Source organism: Nitrospira calida (assembly GCF_976986435.1).
The window spans coordinates 1,259,707-1,283,385 of record NZ_OZ335950.1 but is presented as its reverse complement, the minus strand read 5'-3'; the positions used below and the strand labels follow the sequence as shown (position 1 = coordinate 1,283,385).

General features: G+C 61.4%; 23 protein-coding genes. 11 read left to right on the top strand and 12 right to left on the bottom strand.

Translation table 11 applies throughout. The features are described 5' to 3' along the window. Positions 1 to 12 precede the first annotated feature (12 nt). The 4 genes from rlmD to ACWHTU_RS06260 form a co-directional block, all read right to left on the bottom strand. On the bottom strand, positions 13 to 1,350 hold the full coding sequence (rlmD, locus tag ACWHTU_RS06275; protein WP_447862522.1) for a 23S rRNA (uracil(1939)-C(5))-methyltransferase RlmD: 1,338 nt from the start codon (positions 1,348 to 1,350) through the stop codon (positions 13 to 15). Positions 1,351 to 1,493: 143 nt separating this feature from the next. Continuing rightward, positions 1,494 to 2,882 carry a sigma-54-dependent transcriptional regulator gene (locus ACWHTU_RS06270; protein WP_447862520.1) on the bottom strand — a complete coding sequence of 463 codons (1,389 nt, stop codon included), beginning with the start codon at positions 2,880 to 2,882 and terminating at the stop codon, positions 1,494 to 1,496. A 115-nt stretch (positions 2,883 to 2,997) separates the two neighbouring features. Beyond that, on the bottom strand, positions 2,998 to 5,358 hold the full coding sequence (locus ACWHTU_RS06265) for an ATP-binding protein (protein ID WP_447862518.1): 2,361 nt from the start codon (positions 5,356 to 5,358) through the stop codon (positions 2,998 to 3,000). Between the two features lie 169 nt (positions 5,359 to 5,527). Beyond that, positions 5,528 to 5,950: a DUF1844 domain-containing protein gene (locus tag ACWHTU_RS06260; protein WP_447862516.1), complete on the bottom strand. Its 423-nt coding sequence runs from the start codon at positions 5,948 to 5,950 to the stop codon at positions 5,528 to 5,530. A 155-nt stretch (positions 5,951 to 6,105) separates the two neighbouring features. Here ACWHTU_RS06260 and mazG point away from each other — a divergent pair, with 155 nt between their 5' ends. Together mazG and ACWHTU_RS06250 are read left to right on the top strand one after the other, a co-directional pair. After that, on the top strand, positions 6,106 to 6,987 hold the full coding sequence (gene mazG, locus ACWHTU_RS06255; protein ID WP_447862514.1) for a nucleoside triphosphate pyrophosphohydrolase: 882 nt from the start codon (positions 6,106 to 6,108) through the stop codon (positions 6,985 to 6,987). A gap of 26 nt (positions 6,988 to 7,013) precedes the next feature. Then, positions 7,014 to 7,631: a hypothetical protein gene (locus ACWHTU_RS06250; RefSeq protein WP_447862512.1), complete on the top strand. Its 618-nt coding sequence runs from the start codon at positions 7,014 to 7,016 to the stop codon at positions 7,629 to 7,631. Between the two features lie 299 nt (positions 7,632 to 7,930). Here the strand turns inward: ACWHTU_RS06250 and ACWHTU_RS06245 are convergent, their stop codons facing one another. The 8 genes from ACWHTU_RS06245 to ACWHTU_RS06210 all read right to left on the bottom strand — a co-directional run bounded on the left by ACWHTU_RS06245 (position 7,931) and on the right by ACWHTU_RS06210 (position 13,956). Next, positions 7,931 to 8,338: a hypothetical protein gene (locus ACWHTU_RS06245; protein WP_447862510.1), complete on the bottom strand. Its 408-nt coding sequence runs from the start codon at positions 8,336 to 8,338 to the stop codon at positions 7,931 to 7,933. Between the two features lie 12 nt (positions 8,339 to 8,350). After that, entirely contained in the window at positions 8,351 to 9,817 is a 1,467-nt protein-coding gene (hemG, locus tag ACWHTU_RS06240; RefSeq protein WP_447862509.1) for a protoporphyrinogen oxidase, read from the bottom strand. 10 nt (positions 9,818 to 9,827) lie between these two features. Next, positions 9,828 to 10,772: a ferrochelatase gene (gene hemH, locus ACWHTU_RS06235; protein WP_447862507.1), complete on the bottom strand. Its 945-nt coding sequence runs from the start codon at positions 10,770 to 10,772 to the stop codon at positions 9,828 to 9,830. Between the two features lie 108 nt (positions 10,773 to 10,880). Beyond that, positions 10,881 to 11,906: a uroporphyrinogen decarboxylase gene (hemE, locus tag ACWHTU_RS06230; protein ID WP_447862505.1), complete on the bottom strand. Its 1,026-nt coding sequence runs from the start codon at positions 11,904 to 11,906 to the stop codon at positions 10,881 to 10,883. Positions 11,907 to 11,951: 45 nt separating this feature from the next. Then, positions 11,952 to 12,419 (bottom strand): hypothetical protein, encoded by a 468-nt coding sequence (locus tag ACWHTU_RS06225; protein ID WP_447862503.1) that lies wholly within the window; start codon positions 12,417 to 12,419, stop codon positions 11,952 to 11,954. Positions 12,420 to 12,449: 30 nt separating this feature from the next. Further along, complete coding sequence (locus ACWHTU_RS06220; RefSeq protein ID WP_447862502.1) at positions 12,450 to 13,325, bottom strand: DMT family transporter; 876 nt, start codon at positions 13,323 to 13,325, stop codon at positions 12,450 to 12,452. 96 nt (positions 13,326 to 13,421) lie between these two features. After that, on the bottom strand, positions 13,422 to 13,625 hold the full coding sequence (locus ACWHTU_RS06215) for a hypothetical protein (RefSeq protein WP_447862500.1): 204 nt from the start codon (positions 13,623 to 13,625) through the stop codon (positions 13,422 to 13,424). A gap of 154 nt (positions 13,626 to 13,779) precedes the next feature. Then, on the bottom strand, positions 13,780 to 13,956 hold the full coding sequence (locus ACWHTU_RS06210; protein ID WP_447862498.1) for a hypothetical protein: 177 nt from the start codon (positions 13,954 to 13,956) through the stop codon (positions 13,780 to 13,782). A gap of 160 nt (positions 13,957 to 14,116) precedes the next feature. Between ACWHTU_RS06210 and ACWHTU_RS06205 the strand changes: the two genes are divergently transcribed. The 9 genes from ACWHTU_RS06205 (at position 14,117) to ACWHTU_RS06165 (ending at position 23,626) form a co-directional block, all read left to right on the top strand. Beyond that, a complete protein-coding gene (locus tag ACWHTU_RS06205; protein ID WP_447862496.1) occupies positions 14,117 to 14,446 on the top strand; it encodes an FmdB family zinc ribbon protein in 330 nt (109 codons plus the stop codon). Positions 14,447 to 14,549: 103 nt separating this feature from the next. Continuing rightward, positions 14,550 to 15,377 (top strand): substrate-binding domain-containing protein, encoded by an 828-nt coding sequence (locus ACWHTU_RS06200; protein ID WP_447862494.1) that lies wholly within the window; start codon positions 14,550 to 14,552, stop codon positions 15,375 to 15,377. Between the two features lie 13 nt (positions 15,378 to 15,390). Next, entirely contained in the window at positions 15,391 to 15,843 is a 453-nt protein-coding gene (locus ACWHTU_RS06195) for an IPT/TIG domain-containing protein (RefSeq protein ID WP_447862492.1), read from the top strand. A 213-nt stretch (positions 15,844 to 16,056) separates the two neighbouring features. Continuing rightward, positions 16,057 to 17,475 carry an acetyl-CoA carboxylase biotin carboxylase subunit gene (gene accC / locus ACWHTU_RS06190; protein ID WP_447862490.1) on the top strand — a complete coding sequence of 473 codons (1,419 nt, stop codon included), beginning with the start codon at positions 16,057 to 16,059 and terminating at the stop codon, positions 17,473 to 17,475. Between the two features lie 6 nt (positions 17,476 to 17,481). Next, on the top strand, positions 17,482 to 19,434 hold the full coding sequence (gene oadA / locus ACWHTU_RS06185; RefSeq protein ID WP_447862488.1) for a sodium-extruding oxaloacetate decarboxylase subunit alpha: 1,953 nt from the start codon (positions 17,482 to 17,484) through the stop codon (positions 19,432 to 19,434). 5 nt (positions 19,435 to 19,439) lie between these two features. Next, on the top strand, positions 19,440 to 20,405 hold the full coding sequence (locus ACWHTU_RS06180; RefSeq protein WP_447862486.1) for an alpha/beta fold hydrolase: 966 nt from the start codon (positions 19,440 to 19,442) through the stop codon (positions 20,403 to 20,405). A gap of 158 nt (positions 20,406 to 20,563) precedes the next feature. Further along, complete coding sequence (gene tpx, locus ACWHTU_RS06175; RefSeq protein WP_447862484.1) at positions 20,564 to 21,157, top strand: thiol peroxidase; 594 nt, start codon at positions 20,564 to 20,566, stop codon at positions 21,155 to 21,157. 103 nt (positions 21,158 to 21,260) lie between these two features. Next, on the top strand, positions 21,261 to 22,676 hold the full coding sequence (sthA, locus tag ACWHTU_RS06170) for a Si-specific NAD(P)(+) transhydrogenase (protein ID WP_447862483.1): 1,416 nt from the start codon (positions 21,261 to 21,263) through the stop codon (positions 22,674 to 22,676). A gap of 26 nt (positions 22,677 to 22,702) precedes the next feature. Continuing rightward, on the top strand, positions 22,703 to 23,626 hold the full coding sequence (locus ACWHTU_RS06165; protein ID WP_447862481.1) for an ABC transporter substrate-binding protein: 924 nt from the start codon (positions 22,703 to 22,705) through the stop codon (positions 23,624 to 23,626). Positions 23,627 to 23,679: the final 53 nt, after the last annotated feature.

Genomic DNA, 23,679 nt, shown 5'->3' with positions numbered 1-23,679 from the left:
CAACCGCCCCGTTCATTCCGCCGTTTCCCCGGTAACAACGACGGTTGCGCTAGGATGCGCCCCATGCGCCAACTCCACCAACGTTTCCAAGTGGGCGGTCTGGGGAAACATGTCGAAGGGCTGGACCCGGACGATCCGATAGCCGCCGGCGCAGAGGCGGGCCAGGTCGCGGGCCAGGGTGGGCGGATCACAGGAGAGATACAGTAGCCGGGCGGCGCCGAGACGCACCAGTCCTTGCACGCAGGTTTCGCTTAATCCGGCGCGTGGCGGATCGACCAGCGCCACGTCATACTCAGCGAAATGCACCGTCTTCAAAAACGCTTCAGCCGACTCAGCCCGGAACCGGCACCGGCCGACGTGGTTGATTCTCGCCGCACGTCGCGCATCGGCCATCGCCCGGTGGTTCCCTTCCACCAGCGTCACCAGGGCTCCACGCCTCGCGATCGACAACCCGAGCGTGCCGATTCCGGCGAACAATTCGAGCACGCGCAGCCCCGGCGATGGGGCCGCCCACTCGGCAACCGTCCGCGCAAGCGCCTCGTTCAGCGCCCAGTTGGCCTGCATAAACGACCGATCGCCGATCCGGAACGTCAGACCGTCGAGTCGATCGGCAATCCAATCCTGACCGGTCACCCATCGCGCTCCATTCCGGCTGACGACGACCTGGCCAACCACGTTCAGGCCGTCGCCCCACAGATCCCAGAGTTCGCGAGCCTGTTCCCGTGTTGCCGAGCCGGTATGCCAAACCAGCAGAATCGAACCGAATGCGACCGAATATTTCACCTCCAGCGCTTCCAGCCGCACCGCCAAACTCCGCTGAGCGGCCAACCCCTCACTCACCTGAGCGACAAGGCGACGGACCGGATCCGGCACCAGCAGGCAACAAGACGCCTCAACCGGCTTATGCGAGCCTTCCTGGTAGAAGCCGAGCGCAAACCCGTTTTGCTGACGAAACACGGTGAAGCGAACCAAACTGCGGTACCCGTACGTGTTCGGCGAAGGCACGACCGGCGCGATGTCCTCGACCTTCACCTTGCCTACCCGAGCCAAGGTCTCAGCCAACATGTCGCGCTTGAGCTTGAGTTGTGCTTCATACTGGATATGCTGCAGCTGGCACCCCCCGCACGTGTCATAGACCGGGCACGGCGGCACGACTCGATCCGGCGACGCCCGGAGAATCTCGTTGATCACCGCCTCCCGATAGCCCCTCCTCAATGCCCCTTCGGTGACCGCCACGATCTCCGTTGGAATCGCCCCGCGTACGAACAATACCTGTCCATCGTGCCACGCCAGTCCCTTTCCGCCTTGCACCAATTTTTCAATGGTGACAGTCACCGATTCGCCGCTCATGGTTTCATCGCTGACTCGCTAGTGGTGAGCACGCGCGCTGTAACAAACACCGCGGCAGACGGGTAGCCCGCGTCACGTTTGCGCACGCCGTCGAGTCGGTGAGGCAGGGGGCCGTCCAACAGCGACGGAACCCGCGAGCCCCCCTATCCCTCCGGCCGCATCTCTACTTCGAGTAGCTTAATTTTTCGATGCAGGTGACTGCGTTCGATTTTGAGGTCGTCGGCGGTTCGCGAGATGTTCCAATTGTGCTCGCGCAGTTTCCGAGTGATGTACTCTTTCTCGAACGCATTCCGCGCGTCGCGGAGTGAGTCATACTGTTTGGTAAGCAACGATGCGGCGGGAGCGGCGGCTAAAGCCGCGGCGGCGGGGCGGGGGTGTAGGGACATCGCGACGTGTGACGCCTCGATCACGTGGCCGGGCACCATGATCAGCAGGCGCTCGATCAAATTGCGGAGCTCCCGGATATTGCCGGGCCATTCGTATTGCATGAGCAGGTCCATCGCCTCGGGCGAGACCTGCTTCGCTTTGAGCCCCTGTTCCTCCGCATTCAGGTGCATGAAATGCCGTACCAGCAACGGAATATCTTCCCGGCGCTCGCGGAGCGGCGGCACCTCAATGGGGACAACGTTCAGCCGGTAGAACAGGTCCTCCCGGAACGTTCCCTTTTCGATTTCTTTGGGCAGATCCTTGTTGGACGCGGCCAAGACCCGCACATCGACCTTCAGCACCCGCGTCCCGCCCACACGGGTGAACTGCTGTTCTTGCAGGACGCGCAACACTTTCGCCTGCGTGCTGAGACTCATGTCGCCGATCTCGTCGAGGAACAAGGTGCCACCGTCGGCCTGTTCGAACTGCCCGCGTTTCATCGAAATGGCCCCGCTGAACGCCCCCTTTTCATGGCCGAACAGCTCGCTTTCGATCAACGTTTCAGGAATCGCCGCACAATTCACGGCGACGAAGGGCCGGTCCGCGCGCGGACTCTGTTGATGGATGGCGCGGGCCACCAACTCCTTCCCCGTCCCGTTTTCGCCGGAAATCAAGACACGGCTGTTGGTCGGCCCCGCGGTCGCGATCAATTGGCGGAGCCGCTGCATGGCCGGCGACGCGCCGACCAGCTCAAACCGCTTCTCGACTTTGATTCGGAGGTTGAGGTTTTCTTGTTCAAGCCGGTACTGATCCAACGCATGCCTGACACGGAGCGTCACGTTCTCCAGCGACAGCGGCTTCTCGATGTAATCGTAGGCGCCCAGCTTGATCGCCTTGACCGCGGTCTCGATAGACCCGTGTCCGGACATCATCATGACCATCGCCTGGGGCGCCAACTCGCGGATCCGGCGCAGGGTTTCCAGGCCGTCCATCTCGGGCATCCAAATATCCAGCAGCACAAGATCCGGCGGATCCGTGGCGAAGATCTTGAGCGCCTCGGGGCCGCTCTTCGCCACGACCACCTCGTAGCCTTCGTCTTCCAGGATGCTGCTCAGCGAATTCAGGATGGAGATTTCATCATCCACGATTAGAATCGTCGCCGACATTCCCCCCCTCATTACGCGTCACGCGTGACCCGCGACACGTCGCGGCCGAGAACGGCGGGCCCTTCTCGGCCGATTAGCCTATCGCCCGTCCATTCTACGCCGCATGTCACGGTTTCTACACCGGCAATTCGAACGTAAACACCGCCCCTTTAGGTTGGTTGTGGCTCGCCTGAATCTGCCCTTCGTGATCCGTGATGATGCGGCGCACGATGGCCAGGCCCAACCCCGTTCCGGTTTTTTTACGCGAAAAGTACGGCACAAACAATTTGTCCTGATCCTCGGGCGCGATTCCCACGCCCTCGTCGGCCACGCTCACAATCGCCCGGCGTCGCTTGATATCGTAGCGCGTCGAGACCCAGAGCCGGCCCTTCTGATTCATGGCCTGCACGGCGTTATCGAACAGGTTCACAAACACCCGCTTGATCTGCTCGTAATCGAAATTGAGCGTCGGAAGATCGTCGTCCAGGCTCAGCACGAATTCCACGTCGCGATGGGCTCCCTGATAGAGGGTGACCACTTCTCTGATCACGTCATGGAGCGAACCCGGCGCCAGGCGCGGCGCCGGCATCCGGGCGAACTTGGAAAATTCGTCCACCATCTGCTTGAGACTGGCGACCTCATTGACGATCACTTGGGTGGACTCGTCGAAGATTCGATCGAAGTCCGGCGCCTTGTCGAAGAATTTTTTCCGCAGCCGCTGGGCCGACAGTTGGATCGGCGTCAGTGGATTCTTGATTTCGTGGGCAACCCGTTGCGCGACTTCCTGCCAGGCGGCCGCCTTTTGGGCCTTGATCAATTCGGTCAGGTCCTCGAACACCAACACGAAGCCCAGGTCCTTGTTGGCCTCGTCCCGCATCCGCGAGCAGCTCAGTCCGATGGTGAGAAATTTGCCCTGCACCTCCACCTGTCCTTCGATTGCCAGGTTGTCCCGTTGATCGGCCAGCATCCGGTCGTACACCGTTTGGAACAGGTCCAGCCCGAATTCCTTGAAGGCTTCATTAGCCGGCCGGCCGCGGAACCGATCTCCCCACAGGCCGAGAATGCGCTCGGCCGACGGATTGAAGGTCGTGATGGTCCCGTGGCGGTCGATCGACAGCAGGCCGGCCGCGATCGTATCCACCACGGTCTCGATGTAGGCACGCCGGCGATCGAGCTCAAGGTTGGACTGGCGGAGCGAAACGTTGGCCTCTTCGAGTTTCGATTTGCTGAACCGCAGATCCTCGGTCATCCGGTTGAACGACTCCACCAGTGTTCCGATTTCATCGGCGGCCTTGACCTGGATGTTCACGTTCAAGTCCCCCTGCGCGATGGCCTCGGTCGCTTCGGCCAGCCGCTGGATCGGCACCGTGATGCCGCGCGCGACGTAGAAGCCGAACCAGGTCGCGCCGAACAGAATCAGGACCGTGATGACGGCGACGAAGAGGTACGCGCCCGCTTTGATGGGATTTTTCATCGCCTTGAGCTGTTTGTACTCGGCGTACTGTCGGCCGATGCCTTCCATCTTGGCCAACAGCGATTCCGGCACGTAGGCGTCCACCACGACCACGCCGTCGATCTCGCCGCGTCGGGCGTTCGAGGCGATGGGCACCCCCGCGCGAATCAGCCGCCCGTTCTGCGCTTCCTGCACAGACGTGAGCTCCTGTTTTTCGTTCAACACCTGCAGGACCAGTTGGCCGATCGGCAGATCCAGCACCATCGCGGGCACATCCGGGCTGAGCGCCTTGGTGAGGGTCTCCATCTTGGCGGAGAAGACCTCGACGCCAGCGACGTTGTATTCCACCCGCTTGCGCGCCATCGTCGCCACCAGCAGATCACGCTGCTCATGCGTCAGCAGATCTTCCCGGTAAATTTCGTGGCTGATGGCCCGCGCGCTGTTCACCGCCAAGGCGATGTGGCCCGCGTGATGCATTCTGGCCACTTCGTAGGAATCCTTCATCACGCGCTCGATCTGATCGCTGAACCACACGTCCACCGCCTTGTTCACCAACCCGCTCGCCACGAACGCCAAGAGCACGGTCGGGATCAGCGAAAAGCCGATGAACGCCGCGACCAGTTTGGCGCGGAAGCCCGATCCTGCCAGCCGGTGCCGGCGTTCGAAATAGGCTTTGATCAGGTTGCGCGAGAGCAACAGAACCAGCACAACCAGACCGATCAGATCAAGATTGATCAACAACAGCACGAAGGCGTACCCGGTGCTGGGGAGGAACGAACCGGAGTCGGCGGGCCCCGGCACGTACTGGGAGTAGTAGACCGTAAGGACCAGGCAGGGAATGAGAAGAATCAAGACAATCCATACCGGCCGCAAGTGCCTTATGCGGCGATCCGACTCGGTAGAAGTTGCTGGCGCCTGGCCGATTGGACGAATGGCCGCCTTTGCACCGCTCACCGACGGCGCGGTATCGCCCGGCTGATCGCCAGAACGCTTCAGCGCCGCGACCGGCGTTTCGAACTTGCCGACTTCAAACGGTTCCGACATCTGACCCTCGGAACGGCCCCTGCACACGGCCACGTCACTATAGCGAATCCACAGGGGCGTCTCAAAAGCTCTTCGCCAAACCGCGACAACACAGGAACCGCGTCGGGCACGACGATGACAAAGGGCAAAACCCCGGCGGAAGGAGCCGGCAACCGGGGTACCGCGGCGTTTACGGCGTGTGGATCGCGTGTTTGCCCGTCGCCAACTCGACGTACTTCATGCGCAGAGCGTAGAGCATCTCGCTCAGCACCCCCTGCTCCTCCGCAGTCAGGTTGCCCTTTGTTTTGACTTCCAGAACGGATAGGAGATCGATGATCTCTTTGGCTTGCGGAAGGTTGACCGGAATCTTTTGCTGCTGAGGATCCACCTGTTCGCCCATCAGCATAAAGGCGGACGTACCGAGGGAGATGACGAAGGACGAAAACGTGACGGGAACATTCGACCCGGGCGATTGTCCCGCAGCCGGCGCGGAAGCGCCCGTTGAACGGACTTCCGACGCGGTATCGGCCTGACTGGCGGGCGAGGATTCTTCCGAACTCCCCCTTCCCCGGCGATCTCGGATGACAAAGCCTCTCTCCTCCGCTCCGCTCATCGTCGCCACCGTCATCCAGGCAGAGAAAGCGAGACGTAAGCTATCACACGTTGAATTGGGGGCGCAAGCCGCGGACGGGCATTGAAGCGGCAGCGGAAGTCGGTATAATGGGGTCCGCATTGCCGCGCTTCCGCTGGCGGATCAGGATCCCTCGCATGTCGTACAGTTTCAGCAAGCTCGTGGAATTGATGGCCGCGCTCCGGGCGCCGGACGGCTGTCCCTGGGACCGCAAGCAAACGCATGAGTCGTTGAAGCCCTATCTCCTGGAAGAAGCGTACGAGGTCCTGGAAACCATCGATCGGCAGGACACGGTCAAGCTCAAAGAGGAGTTGGGTGACCTGTTGCTGCAGGTTCTGTTTCACGCCCAAATCGCGGCGGAAGCCGGCGCCTTCACGATCGAGGAGGTCATGCGGACGCTGGCCGACAAGCTCGTCCGCCGCCATCCGCATGTCTTTGCCCAAAACCATCAGGGCGAATCAGCGGTCGACGTCGATCAGGTGTTGAGCCGCTGGGAAGACATCAAGCGGGCCGAGCGCGAACAATCCGGAGAGGCGCGCTCCGTCCTCGACGGCGTACCCATCACCTTGCCAGCTCTGCTGCGGGCGTACCAGGTCCAGGCTAGAACATCGCGTCTCGGCTTCGATTGGCCGCACACCGCGCGGGGGATCGAGCAGGTGCTCGATAAGATCGAAGAAGAAATCCGTGAACTGCGGGCCGAGCTGGCTTCTCCGCCCTCCGGCGACGCTTCGTCCTCGCCCGAGGGTGCCGGGTCAGCACCGTCTGAGGCCGTGGCGATGGAGTTCGGGGACATCCTGTTCGCGCTGGTGAACCTGGCCCGCCTGCTTAACGTCAATCCGGAAGACGCGCTGCGGCGAGCCACGAACCGGTTTTCGGAGAGATTTCGGCACATCGAGGCGGAGGCGATACGCCGGGGCCGGCCGCTCGGTGACCTGTCACTCGCCGAAATGGACGCGCTGTGGGAAGAAGCCAAACATCACGAAGCGAAGGCGGCCGTCCGACCGGATGCCGAATCGTGACGCCGCATCAGAATGCACAGTGACCTATGGAGCGCGAGGAGAACTCCTACCAGGAAGGAAAACGTGCCGGCGTGCACCCACTCATCGTCGTCTTCGGCGTGATCTTCGGATTGTGGATGTTCATCGCCCTCATTGTCCCGAGTTCCAAGCACAAACAGGCCGCGAACCCCGAACCGGTGCCCACCGCGATTCCCGACGACGCCGACGCTGCGCCGGTCATCTTCAAAGTTCACGCCACGATTCCGGACGTGAACGCTATCAGCATCGTGGTTCCCGCGCAGGCAACCACCAGCCAGATCGTCGGCTTGTTGAAGCGGTTCCGCGATGCACGGCTCTCCAACACCCTGTCGAACCTGTTGCCGCCGACAACGCCCGGCCACCAACTCGGCGATCACGCCGTGGCGGACATTTACATCTTTTCCGACCCGAAATACGCTCAGCCCGACGCGGTGCGCGTGCTCGCCCGAGGCGCCCATGCCCCCGGCGAGCTGTACCCGCGGGCGATCCCGTTCGAAGACGCGATGGAGCAGGTCCGCGGCCACTATCGCATCAATCTGCACGACACCGGGCAGCCCGACATCGCCTCGCTCGGCTTTGCCGATGAGTCGGGAGTCCATTCCAAGCACTACCGCCGCATCTTCTGATCCCTGAGCGCAGGCCCGCTCCCAGCGGAAAATCCAGCCTCTAACGCGCATTCTATCCCCAGCATGTTTTGTCGTTTCTCGCTAACCTAGTGAATTCCCTAGCTGAAAGATTTGAGCCACAAGATCTTGTAGGCCGAGCGTCAATTAGCCCAATGCCTAAAAGTTGAGCAGGATGCTCGCGGGCTCGCCGTTGCTGCGGATCATCGCGCGGAAACTTGGTTGTCCACATGGTTGTCCACAGATTCTGTGGGTTGATCCTCGATGCGGGAGTCGCCTCTTCCGAAGCGCGAATTTCGTTGTTACAGACGGACCCGCTGCCGGATTTCCGCTCTGAGCGCCCCCTGCTCATCGTTCAGCCAGGTCTCCAGCCGCGGAAACAGATGGCTCAGCGGACCGGTGAAGGGGCCGATCAATACGTCCTGGCGCTCCGACAACATGCCTTCCTGATCGGCGATCCGCAATTTCTGATCGGCGATGCGGCGGGTGAGCACCTGATTGAGCAGCAGTTGTTGTCCGGGACTGCCCGTGACCTGCCCCAGCAATTTGCCCTTCACATAGTCCAGTTCATCGGTGATCGAGATCTTCACCCGGACGCCGAACGGGGTGGCCCAGGTCGGGCGCTGGATCGCATAGTCATAAGAAAAGACCGGTTCGCGAGGTTCCCGGTAGGGACCGCTCACATTCAGGATGGTCAGCGTGTTATCCATGGAGAGACCGCGCTATACCAATAATCCGGATTCGCCTCCGGTCAAGTAACGGACGGCCGTCTCCGCGACGGTGAACCCATCTTTGATGCAATCCGGAATGCCGACCCCCCGATAAGCGGCTCCGGTCAGGAACAAGCCGGGAAATCGACTCAGCGCCATCTCGATGTCCTTCAATCGATCAAGATGCCCCAACGTATACTGGGGCATGGCGCGGTTCCAGCGATGCACCTCGACATAACGCGGCGGTGCCGCAAGGCCAGTGACGGCCAACAGTTCCTCGCACGCCGTCCGCACGATCGTTTCGTCGTCCGCCTGCATGATCGCTTCTCGTCCGACGCCGCCGAGATAGCACCTGACGAGCAGCGTGTCCGGCGGCGCGCGATGAGCCCACTTCAGGGACGTCCACGTCGCGGCGATCAGGTTGCGTCCTTCGACGCGCGGCACGACGAACCCGAACCCTTTCGCGCAACCTTTGGACTGGCCGGCGTCGTAGGCCAAGGAGACCGTCGCTGTGGAGGCGTAGGGGATCCTCTCCAATAGTCCCGCCGCCGACGGACTGAGCGGCCTGACCAATTCGGCCGACGCATAGGCGGGCGTGGCCAAGACCACGACGTCGGCCGTCAGCACGGTTCCGTCGTCGAACAGCACGTCATACACCCACTTGCCGACTTCCCGGGAGCGGACCCGCAGCGCAACCGCCCGGGCGCCGACCCGGAGGCTCACCCCATCCTTCTGCAAGCGGTTCGACAGCGCCGTGACCAGATCGCCCAATCCGTTCCGCAGCGCGACAAACATCGTGCGGCGATGCTTCGGCTCCGGCGATCCCATCTGAACGGTCTTGCGGGCGGCCAGCATCCCGCGAATGAGACTCCCGTATTGTTGTTCCAGTTCGGGAAACCGCGGGAACGTGGCGCGGACGCTCATCTGCTCCGCATCGCCCGCATAAATGCCGGCCGTGAGCGGTTCAAACACCCGCTCGAACGCTTCACGCCCAAAACGGCGGCGGAAGAAATCCGCCAGAGATTCGTCACCCGCGGCGCGGCGGGGCGGCAGCACCACATCCAGCGCCATCCGCGCAAGCCCCTTCCAGCTCAGCAACCCGCTTCTGACGAACGATCCGATCTGGCCGGGGGCGATCACGACCAAGCCCTCGGGCAGCTCGCGCAGACGTCCCCGCGAATACACGCAAGCCTTCGCGCCGGTCTCGTTCATGTTGATGAGCTGATCGGCCAATCCGAGTTTTTCGCATACCCGGACGCCCCATGGCTTGTGGGAGAGGAAGGAATCGGGGCCCGCCTCGATCACGAGGTCGTTCGCACGACTCGTCCGGATTTTGCCGCCCAAAATCCGGTCCGCATCGGCGACGGTGCAGACGAGCGACAGGCCAGACGCCCTCGTCTGTTCCTGAAGGGCGAAGGCCGTCGCAAGTCCTGCGATCCCTCCGCCAACTACAACGACTGTTCGGGGCGTTCCGGTCACGGAGGCCGCATCAACGGACCGGCGCAGCTTCGTGCGCCCGGACCACAGAGGCGAGGGTCTCGATCAACGCCGCGGATGCGTTCAGCATCGGAATGCGTTCCAAGTGCACGCCTTTGGCCTGCGCGGATCGTTTGAGTTCGATATCGATGTCGTAGAGCACTTCAAGATGATCCGAGACGAACCCGATCGGAGCGACGAGGACATGCTTGTGGCCCTCGCGATGCAACTCATCCAGCATGATTCCGACGTCCGGCCCCAGCCATTTTTCATCTGATCGCCCCCGACTCTGGAACGCCAAGCGCGCGGTCACCGGCCGGACCCGTTCGCAGACCGCCTCCATCGTGCCCCTCACTTCGTGGGGGTAGGGATCCTTCATCTCCACAATCCGCTCCGGCAGGCTGTGTGCCGTGAACAGGATCGGCACTTGAGCGCGCACGTCGGAAGGAAATTGCTGGAGGCCAAGCTGAATATTGTCGGCGATGGCTTGGATGAGCCTGGGATGTCGATGCCAGCTTTCGACATAACTGACCGGACACACGCTGCGGAGTGCCCGCCGCGCCTCTTCGACCTTGCCGATATAGGCTCCGATGCTCATCGAAGAGTACTGCGGCGCCATGCACAACCCGATCACCTGCTCCGGTCTCTCACCCATCAACTCCTCGTATGCCTCCCTGATGGAGGGACGCCAGTGCCGCAGACCGACGGCGACGCGGTACCGCTCGCCGCCGGGGCCGTTCAGCTTCTGCTCCAACTTGCGCGCGACCTCGCGCGTGATCTCCAGGACCGGCGACTTTCCGCCGGTAAGCCGGTAGCGCTCCTTGATCTCTTCCACCAGATCCAGCGGTGCGGGCCGACCGCCGCGCACATCGCGGAGATAGGGCTCCACGTTCTCCACGTTGTCCGGTCCCCCCATGGCCATGAGCAGCACGGCGATGGGCCTCTGCGGTCCAGACATACTTCTCTCCTGCACGAGTAACGAACAGCACCAGAGGCTCGGCAATCAACCTCTTTTTCCGTTCGCTACTCGCTGTTCGCTATGAGCTATTCGCCCTTCGCTTCAAATTCATCGCTGGCTGAGCTTGTGCACCATCTCGATCGTCGCTTCCACCGATTCTATCGGCGTGTTAGGCAGAATCCCATGGCCAAGATTGAAGATATGTCCCGGCCGTCCATCGGCACGCCGTAAAATGTCCTCCACCCGCCGCTCAATCTCGTGCAGCGGCGCGAACAACGCGACGGGGTCCAGATTGCCCTGTACCGCCACGTCATATCCGACCATCGCCCAGGCCTCATCCAGATGGACGCGCCAATCGACGCCGATGACGTCGCTGCCCGCTTCCCGCATCAGACGCAGGAGCGACGCGGTGCCGGTGCCGAAGTGGATCATCGGCACGCCTTCGCGCTTGAGCCCGTCGAAGATCAGTTGCACATGCGGGAGGACGTACTCGGCGTAATCGCCGGGCGACAGACAGCCGACCCAACTGTCAAACAGTTGCACGGCCTGCGCGCCGGCGCGGATCTGGCGTCGAAGGTAACCGGTCACCACGCGCGCCAGCTTGTCCATCAACCGGTGCCACGCCTCCGGCTCTCGATACATCAACTGCTTGGTCAACACGTAATTTCTCGACCCCCCACCTTCGACGGCATAGCTGGCCAACGTAAACGGAGCGCCAGCGAACCCGATCAACGGCACCCGGCCGTTCAGCGCGCGGCGTGCGTGGCGGATCGCCTCGGCGACGTACTCCAATTCGTCCCCGTCCACCATCCGCAGCCGTTCCACGTCCGCCCGGTCTCTGACCGGATTGCGAATGACCGGCCCCTCTCCCTCCGCAAATTCCAACTGAATGCCCATGGCCTCCAGCGGTAGCAGGATGTCGGCGAAAATGATGGCGGCGTCCAGCGGGAACCGCTCGATCGGCTGCAGCGTCACCTCGGCGGCCAGCTCCGGCGTCTTGCACACGTCGAGGATTGAGTATTTAGCCCGCACCTTTTGATATTCGGACATGTAGCGGCCAGCCTGGCGCATGAACCAGACAGGCGTACAATCGACCGGCTGCCGACGGCAGGCCTTGAGGAAACGATCGTTCATGGGATCGGCATTCTAGAGGGCAACGCGAAAGGGTGTCAAACGCGGCTATATCCATTCGGAGTCGTCGCGATCGCTGGTCGAACGAACCTGATCGCGCAAGTGCTCACGGATGGAGCGGCTGTCGGCGTCGAGCTCGACGGCTTCCCGATCGCTCAGCACCCACGCATCTTCCGGAGCCAGTTCGATGCGGTAATGGTTTTTCCGGAGCGAAAACCATTCGATGTAGGGATGGGGTGTGAGCAGCGGATGGGGATCGAACGAAATCAGACTCACTTCGCCGACCTGGGGCACTTCAAAGTCCGCCAACACCTGCGCGGCCAACTCCTCATCCGCGAATCGACCGTTCCGGAAACGGATGGCCTTGCCATAAATCTCGCCTTTGAAGTTCCCAACCAAATAGAATGGAACCGCTCCCACCGCGGCAAACGTGATCCGTCCGACCACACACCCTGCCACCCGGTTATCCAGATACCCCTCTCGGACCCAGCGACCGTTGCCGAATTTCTGCGCCATCGCAATCCGCTTATCTCACCTTACCCTGCCTCACCCCTCGCGAATGGCTGACACCCCCGGAGGTTCATTCACCTTGGCTACCTTTGGATCCATGCTGCCGAGCAGGACCGCTCCCAGGATCATCCCGCTCCCAAGCCAGCCTGCAGCATCCAGGTGCTCGTCCAAGAAATGCCAGGCCAACCATGAGGCATAGACAGGTTCCAGAGCGAACAACAGCGCCACCTGTTGAGCCGGCAGAAACCGTTGCGCCCAGATTTGCACCGCAAAGGCGCCCGTCGCAAGCAGGCCTGTCACCAGCAACCCCACCAGCAACACCCTGCTCGGCGTCAGAACAGAAAGCGTCGGCGCCTCCCATAGCATCGCGGGCAACATCGCCACTGTGACAAACAGCAATTGCCACATGAAGAACGAGGCCGAATCGCCGACCCGCGTAAACCGCTCCACGCAAGCGATGTGCGCCGCAAAGGCGGCGGCGCAGCCTACTGTCAGAACGTCGCCCTGATTGGCAGTGAGGGTCGGTCGGACGAGAAACCAAAGGCCGATCGTCGCCCAGGCGGCCGAAAGCCACACGCGCCACCCGCGCCGGCGCAGAAAGAGCGGAACAAAGACCACATAGAGCGCGGTGATGAAGGCGGAATTAGAAGCCGTCGTGTAGCGCAGGCCGATGGTTTGAAGGAGATAGCCCAGAAACAACCATACGGCGGCGATCACGCTGATGTGCAGCATGTCCCGGTCGAACCGGAGCCGTCTGCCGAGCAACGCAAACAGACCGACAACCGCCAGCGTCCCCAGTAGGAAGCGGAGGAACAGAAAGGAGAGGGGTGGAACTTGATCGAGAACGGCCTTGGTCGCCGGAAAAGTCGCCCCCCAGATCATGGTGCTCAGCAGGAGGGCGAGTCTGGGCATACGACGTGAAAGCGAGTGCTGAGTTCTAAGCTTTAGAGTTCTGCGTGTTCAATTCCGAGTTTGACCACTCAGAATTCAGAACCCAACACTACAAGCCTACGGCTTGCACAGCGGGCACTTCCGCTGTTCAGTCGTTCCCGCCTGCTCCATCGCCTGGAGCGCCCGCTGCTTATCGGGATAGTCGAACCATCCACCTTCCCAGAAATCGCTGCTGGTCACATTCGACGGCACTTCCGAACAGCGTTCACGATGCAACGTAGCCCGATCGATACCGCGCGCGATATGAACCCAGTAGATCATGGTACCGAACTCCCTCATTCAAGCCGCCCACCCACGTCGCCCTGCACGGGCTTGACCGGCGGAACAACGCGATTTCCACGGTCACCACGCGAAAGGCCAACGTTCGTCGACTTAGGCTTCGAGGGAACGGGAAGACGTGCACAAAAGGGAGGAGTTACGGCAGAAGTTGCCACTCATCCTTTTCGATAAACACCTTGGCTCCGGATTCCAGTTTTTTCAAATCTTCTTTGTCGAAGATACGCATATAGCGCTCGATGCGGTCTGGGTCGTCGATGCGCTCTTCCTGCATCAGCCCACTCGACATCTTGTACTTACGAATCAACACCGGCATGCACGCCTCCCTCCCTTCTCTCCTTGCAGCCCCTTGAACTGTGTTACAATAGTGCAAACTTGAGCGGCCGGTCAAGTCCCGGAGGCTGATGTACGACTTCGCGGCAAGCGATTCTGTCCGGCGCTCCGAATGATCGCCCGCGTTCACCGGGAGTATCCCCATGCCGATGTATGAATACCGCTGCGAAGGCTGCGGCGAACGGTTCGAGATCGTCCAATCCGTACACGCGAGACCGGAAGACACCGTTTGCCCGCACTGCAAAGCCCAGAAGGCGACCCGTCTGCTCTCCTCTTTCGCCTCGAAAGTCGTCGGCGACCATAAGCCGACGTATTCGGAGATGAAGGCGTACAGCATGCTCAATGAACGAATGCACAAGTTTTCGAAGCTGCCGCCGATGTTCGGCAAGCGAACCGATCCTCCGCCCATGGGAACGTATATCGGGCAGCAGGACCCGTCTCCGACAACCGACCGCGGTTCGGAGAATGCCTGACCACGGTTGTGACGGCCGCCTTCGCCCCTTCTCTTTTATGACCGCCCGGTGCAGCCAACGTTCTCTTCGGTCAACCATGAGACACGCTGAGAAAGGAGGGATCATGCACGCGAGAAGCCTGCTCGCGGTCCTTTGCGGGCTTACCCTGGTCGGTGTACCGCTTTCGGCCAGCGGCGACGAGATCTCGGGTTCCCTTGTCATCGCCGGCAACGGCCCGGAACTGCAAACCATCGAAGCCCTTGCCAGAGCCTTCGAAAAAGTCCATCCGCGCGCCTACGTTGATATTCTTTGGGATGAGAATTCCAAACCCGTTGAACTGGTGAAATCGGGCCGCGCGCATCTCGCCGTGACCGGAACCGAGGATCCGGAACTCGCGGCTACCCAAATTGCCTGGGACGGTATCGCCATCATCGTCAATCTTTCCAATTTCACCAAAGAAGTGACAAAACAGCAGGTTGCCGATATCTTTTCAGGCAAGGTCAGGATGTGGTCTGACCTGGGCGGACCGGAAACCAAAATTCTGGTGATCGACCGGCCCCGCAACCAGAACATCCGGGATGCCTTCGAAGCGCAATTGGGCATTGAGGGCAAGATCCACAATTCGGCTAAAGTGATCGGGCGCGACGACAAGGTCATCAAGACGGTCGTCGGCACTCTCCCGCCCTTGTCGGCCGTGGCCTATGTGTCGTTGGGACAGGCTTTGGCGGCCGTCACAACGGGCGTCGCGGTGCGGTTGCTTCCCGTCGACAAAGTTGAACCAGAAATGCCGACGGTGAAAGACGGGCGCTATCCTCTTCGCCGGCCTGTGCTGCTCCTCTCGAAGAAGGAACCCAACCCAGTGGTCGATGCGTTCCGGGAGTTCGCCCTGTCCGACGCGGGTCAGAAAATCGTGTCCGAAGCCTACACGCCGCTCGCGAAAAAACAATCCTAGCAAGGAGGTTCGTATGTGGAAGCGAGTCTCTCCGGTTCTCGTACTGCTGCTCATCACGGGATTCGTCGCCGTGCCCGTCGGCGTCGCCCGGGGCGAGGGCGCTAATGTCGAGGGGTCCGGGTTCTCTCTGTTCGATATGGAGTCTATCAAGGGCTTTGACGCCCAAAAGGTGGAAAAGGATCCCGTCTGCGACCGAACCAAGCGCCCGAAGATCCTGAAGGTCGAACCGGACGAAGCGAAGCCCGGCGAGAAGGTCGTCATTAAGGGCGAGAACTTCGGCACAAAAGAATGTTTCCATGGCGTGGCCTTCAGCGCCGCCGGATCCGCACAGATCGAATATAAGTTCGTTAACGAGACCACCATCGAAGCGGTCGTTCCGGATGCGAAGGCCGGCATGTCGTTTATCGATGTGGTGACTGGCGGCGGAAACGCCCGTTCCAAGGCATTTCTGATCAAATCGAAGTAGACCGTTCTGCTTACCGGTGCAGAACGAGCGGCACGACCGGGAAGGCGGATCGCCTTCCCGGCTGCGCCATCGCACGACCCTGCTGCATGAATCCCTTTCCGGTTCTTCCCTCCACGTCTCGACAAGACTCTTGATGCTGTGCTAGGTTACGCGATCTTTCGACTCCTCGGCGGCCGCGCCGCCGAGGGTGTCGCCGCATCAGCGAGCGAGAGCATGTTCAAGAAAATCCTGGTCGCCAACCGGGGCGAAATCGCTATGCGGATCATCCGTGCGTGCCGCGAACTGAATATCGCAACAGCCGCCATCTATTCCGAAGCGGACACCGCCGGCATCTATGTCAAGAAGGCCGACGAGGCTTATCTGGTCGGTCCCGGCCCGGTGAAGGGCTTCCTGGATATGGAGCAGATCGTCAGCCTGGCCAAACGCATCGGAGCCGACGCCATCCATCCCGGCTATGGATTTCTCTCGGAAAACGCCCAGTTCGCCCATCTCTGCCGGGCTTACGGCATCACTTTCATCGGCCCGAGCCCCCAAGCCATTCATTTGATGGGCAACAAGGTCAAGGCACGGGAATTGGCCAAGGAAGTCGGGGTGCCGATCGTGCCCGGAACCGACGGCGGCGTGACCAGCGTGGAGGATGCACTGGCCTTTGCCCGGACGGTGGGCTACCCGGTCATGATCAAAGCCAGCGCCGGTGGAGGGGGGCGCGGGCTGCGCGTCGTCCAGTCGGACGCCGAACTTCGAGAAAGCATGGAAGCCGCCGGCCGAGAAGCCGAGGCTGCGTTCGGCGACGGGAGCCTGTTCATCGAGAAATACATCGACCGACCGCACCACATCGAATTTCAGATCCTGGCCGACCAGCACGGCAATATCATCCATCTGGGGGAGCGGGACTGCTCGATCCAGCGCCGCCACCAGAAGCTGATCGAGATCGCGCCTTCGCTGATCCTGACGCCGAGACTCCGGGCGGAGATGGGCGAAGCCGCGATCGCCATCGCCCGCGCGGTCGACTATGACAACGCCGGCACGGTGGAGTTTCTGCTGGATCAGGAAGGTCGCTACTACTTCATCGAGATGAACCCGCGCATCCAGGTCGAACATACGGTCACCGAGCAGATCACCGCAATCGACATCGTGCGGAACCAGATTTCGATCGCCGCGGGCAAGCCGCTCGACATCCGGCAGGAAGACGTCACCTTGCAGGGCCACGCCATCCAATGCCGCATCAACGCCGAGGACCCCCGCAACAATTTCCGGCCCTGCACCGGCACCGTCACGGCGTACCTCTCTCCGGGCGGGATCGGCGTCCGGATCGACGGCGCCGTGTACAAGGACTACACGATTCCTCCCTATTACGACGCTCTCCTGGCGAAGCTGACGGTCCGGGGCCGCACGTGGGAAGAGGCAGTCAGCCGAATGCATCGTTCGCTGGAGGAGTACGTGCTCCGCGGGGTCAAGACCACGATCCCCTTTATGAAAGCGATCATGGAAGAGCCGGATTTTCGGGCCGGCCGTTTCGACACGTCCTATCTGGACACACACCCGGAGTTGTTCAATTACGACGAACGGACCGAACCCGAGGACCTGGTCCTGGCCATTTCCGCGGCGATCGCGGCGTATGAAGGGCTGTAGTGCAGCATGGTTCAGCGCCGAACCAAGACAGCGGTACCGAAGAAAGCCGCCAAAGGCGCCCACCGCTCCCGACCCGTCGAGCTGGCGCCTCGCGAGGCGCCGGCCCTTGACCTCAAGCCGGCGCCGGGCAAGAAGCTCCTGATCACGGACGTCGCCCTGCGCGACGGCCATCAGTCTCTGCTCGCGACGCGGATGCGGACGGAGGACATGCTGCCGATCGCTCAGAAACTCGACGCCGTCGGTTTTTGGTCGCTGGAAGTCTGGGGCGGTGCCACCTTCGATACCTGCCTGCGATTTCTGAAGGAAGATCCCTGGGAACGACTCCGCGCCCTCCGCACAGCGATGCCCAACACCAAGCTGCAGATGTTGCTGCGCGGCCAGAATCTCGTCGGGTACCGCCATTACGCCGACGACGTGCTGGAAAAATTCATCGAGCGTTCGGCGGCTAACGGAATCGACGTCTTCCGGATCTTCGACGCGTTGAACGACGTTCGCAATCTCGAGCGGGCCATCCGAGAAGTGAAGATCTGCGGCAAGCACGTCGAGGGCACGATCTGCTACACCGTCAGTCCGGTCCATAGCTTGGATCGTTTCGTCGATCTCGCCCGTCAGTTGGAAGACCTGGGAACCGACACGCTCTGCATCAAAGACATGGCCGGCCTGCTGGCGCCGTTCGACGCGTATGCGCTCATCCGCAAGCTGAAAGCCGCCGTCCGGGTGCCCATCCATCTGCACACGCATTACACGTCCGGGATGGCGTCGATGTCGTCGCTGATGGCGATCCTCGCCGGGCTCGACATGCTGGACACTGCGATTTCGCCGCTGGCCGGGGGCACATCCCATCCGCCGACGGAGAGTCTGGTTGCCGCCTTGCGCGGTACACCGTACGACACCGGTCTGGAATTGCGGTCGCTGGAACCGATCGCCGAGCATTTTCGGACCGTCCGCAAGAAATACCGCCAGTTCGAAAGCGACTTCACCGGCGTGGACGCGGAGATCCTCACGTCCCAGATCCCTGGTGGGATGCTCTCAAATCTGGCCGCGCAATTGGCCGAACAGAACGCGCTCGACCGGATGAAGGAAGTCCTGGAGGAAGTGCCGCGCGTCAGGAAGGACATGGGCTATCCGCCGCTTGTCACGCCGACCAGCCAGATCGTCGGTACCCAGGCCACACTCAACGTGCTGACCGGCGAGCGGTACAAAGTCATCACCACGGAAACAAAAAACTATTTTCTGGGCCTATACGGGCGCGCGCCGGGTCCGGTGGACCGGGATGTGATGGCCCGGGCGATCGGTGATGAAGAGCCGATTAAGGGGCGGCCGGCGGACCGTCTCGACCCAGAACTGGACGCGATCAAGAGCGAACTGCCCGCCACGGCCAGATCCATTGAGGATCAGCTTTCTTACGCGCTCTTTCCGGCCATCGCGCGGGAATTCTTCGAGGCGCGCGAGCGCGGCGAACTCACACCGGAGCCACTGGAGCCGCCTGCGGCGAGCGGGCCGGCCGTTGCGCACGAACTGCACCTGGCGCCGGTGGAGTTCAATGTGACCGTGCACGGCGAGACCTATCACATTCGGGTCTCCGGCTCGGGGCGCAAGATCGACGGACGCAAGCCGTACTACATCCGCGTCAACGATAAACTGGAAGAAGTGCACCTGGAACCCATTCAGGAGGTGCTGGCTGGGGTGCCGGAACTCCCGGAGGCGAAAACCGGTGGGAAGCCCAAACGGCCGAAACCGGCGAAGCCGGGCGACGTGGCGCCGCCGATGCCGGGGCGGGTGGTAAAGCTCTTGGTGGCTCCAGGCGATGCGGTGAAAGCCGGAGACCCACTGCTGATCATCGAGGCCATGAAGATGGAAAGCCGCGTGCCCGCGCCCGTCGATGGGACCGTCACCGCCGTGTATGTCGCGGAAGGAGACCACGTGAAGACGGATGAGACCCTGATCCAACTGGAGTGATTCCTGTGCGTCCCGCGGCGTCGCTTGCGCCTCCGACGGGTCCGCCTCCCTCCATCGCCGTGCTGCTGGTTCTCATGACCGCCATCCTCGGCGGGTGCACCGCCGTTCCCGAAATTCCCCGCTGGTTCGACGCGATCGAACGGATGCCGATCCACACAATCCTGGTAAGCGGTCATCGCATCGCCTACCTGGATACGGGCGAAGGCCCGCCGGTCATTCTGATCCATGGATTCGGAGGGTCTCTGTGGCAGTGGGAATACCAGCAACGTGCTCTTTCGGCGGAGCATCGCTTGATCACGCTCGACGTGCTCGGTTCGGGATACTCTGACAAGCCTGATCTCGAATACCGACCGGAACAGTTGGTCGAGTTCTTCCGCGGCTTCATGGACGCGCTGAATCTGCCGCGCGCGTCACTGATTGGGAACTCGATGGGGGCCGGGCTGGCGATCGGCATGGCGCTGACGTATCCCGAGCGCGTGGACCGACTGGTCCTGATCGGAGGGCTGCCGGACCGGATTGAACAGAAGTTGGCGAGCCCATTGATCCGGCAGGCAATCGAGACGCGGGTGCCGATTTGGCTCGCCTCTTTGGGAAATTGGCTGCTCGGCCGAAGCCTTACAGAAACGGTGCTGCGGGAGATCGTGCACGATTCCTCGCTGCTGACCCCTGCGGTGATCGACCGTTCGCACCGAAACCGACGCCAGGCTAGCTTGATCGGTCCCTTGCTGACCATCGCCCGGAATTTACCGCTCTGGGAGGACGGATTCGCCAAACGCCTGGGCGAGATCCGTCATCCGACGCTCATCCTCTGGGGTTCGCAAGACCGGGTGTTTCCCCCGCAAGTCGGCCATGAGCTGCACCGGACCATTCCCGGCTCGACCTTGGCGGTGATCCCGAACGCCGGCCACATCCCGCAGTGGGAGCAACCACAGGCGGTGAATCCGGTGCTCATTAAGTTTCTGCAACCTTGACTTGGTCAGAACCTGCCCCCTATATAAGCGGAGGACGCTCGGCTTCTCGCCGTCGCCTCGATTTTCAACGCATGGAGGAAATGATGAATGGGCTTCGATTTTCCGCTCTCGTCGGTGGGACGCTGCTGATGTCGATTGCGACCGTAAGCTGTGCAGGCATGGGTCGATCCGTTGAATCCGGCTTCATGTACAAGAACCTGCCGATAGCGACTGGAACTGTGGCCGCCGGCGAGGGCAACAGCGTGCTATTCCAGGGCAACCCCCTCGCCCTGTCCGGATCAGGCGTCAAAGTCGGCGACCCCCTTCGAGACGTGAAGCTGACGCAAACGGACTTGTCGCAGGTCAGCATCATTGACACCAAGGGGAAGGGCAAGGTCAGGATCATCAGCATCGTGCCCTCCCTCGACACGAAGGTCTGCGAGCAACAGACGCACCACCTCAGCGAGAAAAACCACGGACTTGACAAAATGGTCGAACTGATTACCGTCAGCGTGGATACGCCGTTCGCGCAAAAGCGGTTCGCCGAGGAGGCCAACATCAACAATGTGACGTTCCTTTCCGATTATCGCGGGGCGGAATTCGGCAAAGCCCACGGTCTGTTTCTGAAAGACCTGCACATCCTGGCGCGCGCGATCATGGTGGTGGACAAACACAACACGATCCGCTATCTCCAGGTCACGCCAGAACTGGGGCAATTACCGGATATGGACGCCGCATTCCGGTTCGCCCGATCGCTGGTGACGGCTAGCTAGACAGCAACCAGGTTAAGGTTCAGGGTCCAGGTCTAGGTTAAGACCCATCTCCACCCTTTAACTCAACCTCAGCCTTAACCTTGACCTCCCTTATGGGCAAGCGATGGCGCACTACGACATGTTGGTGATCGGCACCGGTCCGGCTGGACAGAAGGCCGCCGTCCAGGCGGCCAAGCTCGGCAAAAAAGTCGCCATCGTCGAGCGCAGAGAAGTTGTCGGCGGGGTCTGCATCAACACCGGCACCATTCCCAGCAAATCGTTGCGCGAGGCCGTCCTGTACTTGTCCGGCTTTCACCAGCGCAGCCTGTACGGAACCAGCTATCGGGTCAAACAGGACATCACGATGGAAGATCTGATCTTCCGCGCCAACCACGTCATCAAACGCGAAATCGAAGTCATCCGCAACCAAATGGCGCGAAACCGTGTCGAAATGATCTTCGGCACCGCCAGCTTCGTCGATCCGCATCGGATCCGCATCGCCCAGACCCATGAGATTCTGGAACACACGGCCGATTACATCGTCATTGCCGTTGGCACAGTGCCGGCCAGGCCCGGTCATATTCCGTTCGACGGCCAGACGATCATCGACACGGACGGGCTTCTGAACCTCAAGCGCCTACCCAAGTCCATGACGATCGTCGGCGGCGGGGTGATCGGAACGGAATACGCTTCGATTCTCGCCACCATGGGTATGCACGTCGTGCTGATCGAACGGCGTCCGCGCCTGCTGGAATTCGTGGACACGGAAATCATCGAGGCGCTCCAGTACCAGATGCGCAACATCGGCGTCACGCTCCGTTTCAACGAGGAAGTGGTGGCGATCGAGAAAGCCGACGATCAAGTGATCGTGCGACTGAGGAGCGGAAAAGAAATCGCCGCGACCACGGTCATGTATTCGGTGGGACGTCTGGGCGCCACCGACGGGCTGAATCTCGAGGCGGTCGGCATCAAACCGGATGAGCGAGGTCGCCTACGCGTGAATGAGCATTTCCAAACCTCCGTCCCGCATATCTATGCCGCCGGCGATGTGATCGGGTTTCCCTCCCTGGCCTCCACGTCCATGCAACAGGGGCGCCTGGCAGCCTGCCACGCCTTCGGCCTGCCCGCTAAGATCCAAACGGAGTTGCTGCCCTATGGAATCTACTCCATTCCGGAGATTTCCATGGTCGGCCGCAACGAGGACGAGCTGACGCAGACGGGCGTGCCCTATGCTGTCGGGGTCGCGAGATATCGGGAAATTGCGCGGGGCCAGTTGATCGGCGACGAAATCGGCATGCTGAAACTGCTGTTCCACCCGAAAACGCACGAGTTGCTGGGCGTACACGCGATCGGCGAGGGAGCGACCGAGTTGATCCACATCGGCCAGGCCGTCATGGCCTTTCACGGCCGGATCGAGTACTTCATCGACACCGTCTTCAATTACCCCACGCTCGCGGAATGCTACAAAGTCGCCGCGCTGGACGGCATCAATCGCCTGCCGCGACCGTGGGCCCCGGTCAAGCCGACCGGCTCGGCTTGACCGCTCCTGACCGGGAGGAGTTCCGCTTGGCTCGACCCTTCGGTAACCGCCCGCGGCGTCCGGTGCTGATCACCCTGGTTCTCGAATGGTTTTTGAACCCTGATCATCTGCCGCTCGTCGTGGCCAAGGAGCACGGCTTCTTTCGCGACGAGGGTCTCGACCTCGCCATCCTCGTACCGACCGTTCCGGAAGAATCGCTGGACCTCGTCGCGCGAGGCAAGGCCGATTTCGGCGTCGGCGAACAGACCAACGCGATCAAAGCGCGAGGCCAGGGCCAACCGCTGATCTCGATCGCGCCGGTGCTCGACCACACCGTCGTCTGTTTGATGTACCTCAAGGACGGCCCGATCAAACGCCTGGAGAACCTGCGGCACCGGCGCGTGGGCTGGCCGGGGCTGGAGATTGATCTGCCGATCCTTGGCACCATGCTCGAGGCGGCCGGGCTTGCCTACGACGAGATCCTGCCCGTCGATGTCGGATTCGCGTTGACCGATGCGTTGCTCACCGGCAAAGCCGACGCGGTGTTCGGAGCCTTTATCAACTACGAGCAGGTGGAGGCGCAATTGCGGGGCGCCGACATCGAGTTCGTCAGTCCCGCGCAATACGGCGTGCCGGATCTGTATCAGCTTGTCGTGTTGACATCCGACCGGATGGCCCAACGCCATCCCCAAATCGTCCGCGGCTTCTGCCAGGCCTACGCGCGCGGGCTGGCCTTCACCCATGACTACCCGGACGAAGCACTCGGACTCTACTTAAAAGCGAACTCGATGGCCGACCCGACGCTGTCCGCCAAGACGTTTCACGCCACCCTGCCCTATTTCCCCAAAACCCTGCGGCAGGAATCCGCTCGGTGGCAGGCGGTCCACGATTGGCTGCTGAGCCGACGGGTCATCGAGAAAAAGCTGCCGCTGAACCGGTTGTTCACGAATCAATTCGCACCGAGATCATAAGCTGCCGGCTATAAGCCATAAGCAGGCTTGCTGTAAGCTTTCGAGGAGTCTTC